Raw genomic sequence first — 3,668 nt, 5'->3', positions numbered from 1 at the left:
TCTTAAATTATACTTAAGTAAAAATTTATAAATAAAATACTAATATTAGCTTATAAAACATGCAAAATATATAAAAAGGACTTTTTCAATGCATATAAGCACAGCTAAAAATCGCCTCACGGGGGGGGGGATACGATAATTTTCGTTTTAACTCACACACTTTAAATTCTTTAAAAAACTATAAAAACTCTAATCTTTTAAAACTTTCTTTATTTACTATTTTTTCACTAAGTTCTTTAGAAGCTGCCACTCAGGCAAATTATGATAAAACTTCTAATGCTTATATAATTAAAAAACACCATTATGAGAACAATGATGTCTATGATTATAATCTTGATACTTATAAACTCTTAAGTGGTAAAAACTTCTATGGTCAAATGGCTACTAATAAAAATCTTTCAAATATCACTTTAATCTATGATAATCCTAAAGATAAAGCTCATGCAAAAATGAATGATTTATATTTTAAACAAGACATACTCACTCCAAGTATTAAAGAAGATATTTTTGTAGTTAATGGCTTTCATAGTTCTAACTCAGCTAATACTACCCTAAATCAAATCAGCTATATACCTTTTTTAGTTTCTGCTTATACTTTTAATGCAAAAGCTAATAATAATACCTTAGTATTAAAAGCAGGGGAATTATCTTCAGTATATTATTTAAAACCTACTGATAAAGAAGTAATTAATCCTAAAGCTAGTGGTTTGGATAATAAATATAATTTTTTAATCACTCCAGCCATAGCTAGAAAAGGTGAAGTAAGTAATAACACTTTAAATTTCTTAAAAGATGCCTATGTAAATATGGGTGTTGAAAACACCTATACCTTACCTTTAAATGGTGCTCCTTATGTAGTGGGTGCTTTTGGTGTAGATGCTAATGCTAATAATAATACAGTTATATTAAATAAAGGCGTAAAGATAGACTTTCATACTACCCCTTATAGACAAAGCACTTTAGGGGATAATATCTTTGATGAGAGAATGACTCATGTAACAGGAGCTATTACTTATAATGCTAATGCTAAAAATAATAAAGTTATTATAGATGGAGCTTCTTTATTAGTCCATGGTCCAAGTGGAGCATATTCAACATCAGCTGCTACTCACTTAGGAGGAGCTTTTGTGGATGTTAATAATAATCAAAGTTATGAAGTAAGTAATAATAGTGTATTAATCAATGATTTAAAACTAGATTTAAGAGTAGATACTAAAAATACCCCATTAGCTTATAATGCTATCTTAGTAGGAGAAATCTATGGGGGTAAAATCATACAAGGTAATGCTTATAAAAATACTATAGATATAAAAGACTTACAAACCTTATTAGCATTAAATACTAATGTAGAGGTAAAAGCACTTTTAGACTTTTATGCAGGTATAACTAATAATGGTATAGCTAATGATAATAGCATTAGCATTAATCTAAAAAAACCATTTGAAATTAATTCTAATTTTACAGGTAAAAATGAGTTTAATCTTTATGGTGGGGTAGCTACTAAAGGAGCTAATAGAAATAGTATTCATATCAATGGGGATTTAACTCAAGGTATTACTGTTGAAAATCATCAAGATAAAATTCAAATCACAGCAGCACAAACTCTAAGTTCTAAAGCAAATAATAATAGCATTAATATTAAAAACTCAAACATTGCTATGCCTTTATATTTATATGGAGTAAGCAAGGTTAGTTTAAATGATAAAGATTATTATGCAAGTAGTGCTAATGCTAATAGTATAGTTTTAGATAATGTAAAATCAGGTAGAAACCTCACTGCTATTATAGAAGCTGATAATTTAGAAAAAAACACTATAAAATATAATCTTGTGCAATCTTTATCAAATGCTTCTAATATAGATAAAGGTTCTAAAATCATTTTAAGAGCTAATGAAAATGCTAATGATAATACTTTAAATATTAAAGATTATTCAAGTGCAGCTAGTTCTAATGTTTATGTTATTAATGCTAATACTGAAAGTGCTAATAATACTTTTATCTTTGATAATCTAGCTCTAGGAACAGCTTCTGATAAAAGAGAAGGTGAAGTAGTAATTAGTGCAGGTATAGCTAAGAATACTCATGATAATTATACTCATATAAATAATTTAAATATAGATGAGTATAAAAACAACTCTACTATCATCATAGCAGCTTCTGGTGTATATAGTGAAAATGATAAAAGCTATAATAATACCTTATATCTAAGTGGTAATACTAATATTTTTAATAATACCAATATAGATGTATTAGCAGGTAGCTTTTTACAAACTAAAGAAGATAATAACTTTGTTTCAAAAGCTCTAATGCATAAAAGTGGCACTAATAATCATTTAGTATTAAATACAAGTATAAAAGCAAATACTATCAATAACTTTGATCATTATAGCTTTATCTTAAAAGATGATACTAAAACTTATTTAAGTGCTAAAGAAGCTATTAATCTTTCTAAAGATAGTTCTATTAATGTATATGCAAACAATAATGTAAAAAATAAAAGCTTTATTTTAATGCAAAGTGAAAAAGGCTTTGTAGATGCAAACAATAAACAACTAAATCAAAAAGACTTACAAAGCTTATTAGAAACTATCACTAAAAATAACCAAAGCTTACATAAAAACATCAAAGCAAAAGTTCAAAAAGCTAAATACACTCTAAGTGTAAGCAAAGATGCAAAAAACATAGTAGTGAATTTAAACTAAAGCAATATACCAAAAAGGATTAATTATGAAAAAGTTAGCAAATCATATCATACTCTCAGGTGTAACGGTATCAATGTTATTTTCTCCACTAATGGCTTTACCTAGTGGAGGTAAATTTACTCATGGGACTAGTGGGAGTATAAACAAACCAAATGATAAAACTATGAATATCATAGGTAATGGAAAAAACTCAGTCATACAATGGGGTGGTGGCTTTAGCATAGGCCAAGGTGAAAAGGTAAATTTTGGAGGAACTGATAAAAACTACCTAAACATTGCTCATGGTACTAGTAAATCTACCATAGAAGGTTTATTAAATGCAGGTGGTAATAATGTCTTTTTAATCAATCCTAATGGAGTAATCATTACTAAAACAGGAACTATCAATGCTAATCGCTTTGTGGCTTCGACTTCATCGATGGATAGTAAAAGTATGCAAGAGTTTGCAGATGGAAAATACACAAATGGAAAAGTTATAGATTATACAACTTTTTCTCCTGTGTTTAAACCATCTAAAGCAGGTAATGTAGTTAATATGGGTAATATTAATGCTAATGATGTATTACTTATAGGGAATAAGGTAGATGTACAAGGTGGTAAATTAGGTAATGAAAAATCTACTACGCATTTAGTTGGAAAAAATGTATATATAGATGCAGATAGCACAAATTTAAATTCCACTATCAATGTAACAGCTACAGAGGGTGGCTATATACAAAGACAAATGATAAAATTTGCAGAAGATAAATATAACTTTGGTGATAATGTAAAAATAAATGTAGTAAATTATAAAGATTCTAGTGGCACAACACATAAAGGAAGCTCTAACTTTAAAAAAGCTCTAACTATAGGTAACATGGGAAATGAAAAAGATAATGCCATAGAATGGTGGCACTTTGCAAAAGGTTGGAATGAAGGTTTAGGTGTTACTAGAGAAATTGATGAGTTTAGATTGGTTGGAAATAT

2 protein-coding genes are annotated in these 3,668 nt (G+C 28.0%); both read left to right on the top strand.

Features of this window, described 5'->3' with window-relative positions; translation table 11 throughout:
• The first annotated feature begins 377 nt into the window (after window positions 1-377).
• A complete protein-coding gene (locus tag ACOTVC_RS08420; protein ID WP_421628300.1) occupies window positions 378-2,702 on the top strand; it encodes a hypothetical protein in 2,325 nt (774 codons plus the stop codon).
• A gap of 25 nt (window positions 2,703-2,727) precedes the next feature.
• A partial coding sequence (locus ACOTVC_RS08415; protein ID WP_421628298.1) for a filamentous hemagglutinin N-terminal domain-containing protein occupies window positions 2,728-3,668 on the top strand: 941 nt, incomplete at its 3' end.

Origin of the sequence: Campylobacter sp. GB48, assembly GCF_049221845.1 — a bacterium.
In the GTDB taxonomy this organism is placed as follows: Bacteria; Campylobacterota; Campylobacteria; order Campylobacterales; family Campylobacteraceae; genus Campylobacter_D; species Campylobacter_D lari_C.
Note: the sequence above shows the minus strand (reverse complement) of the source record. Positions and strands in the feature narration are given on the sequence as shown.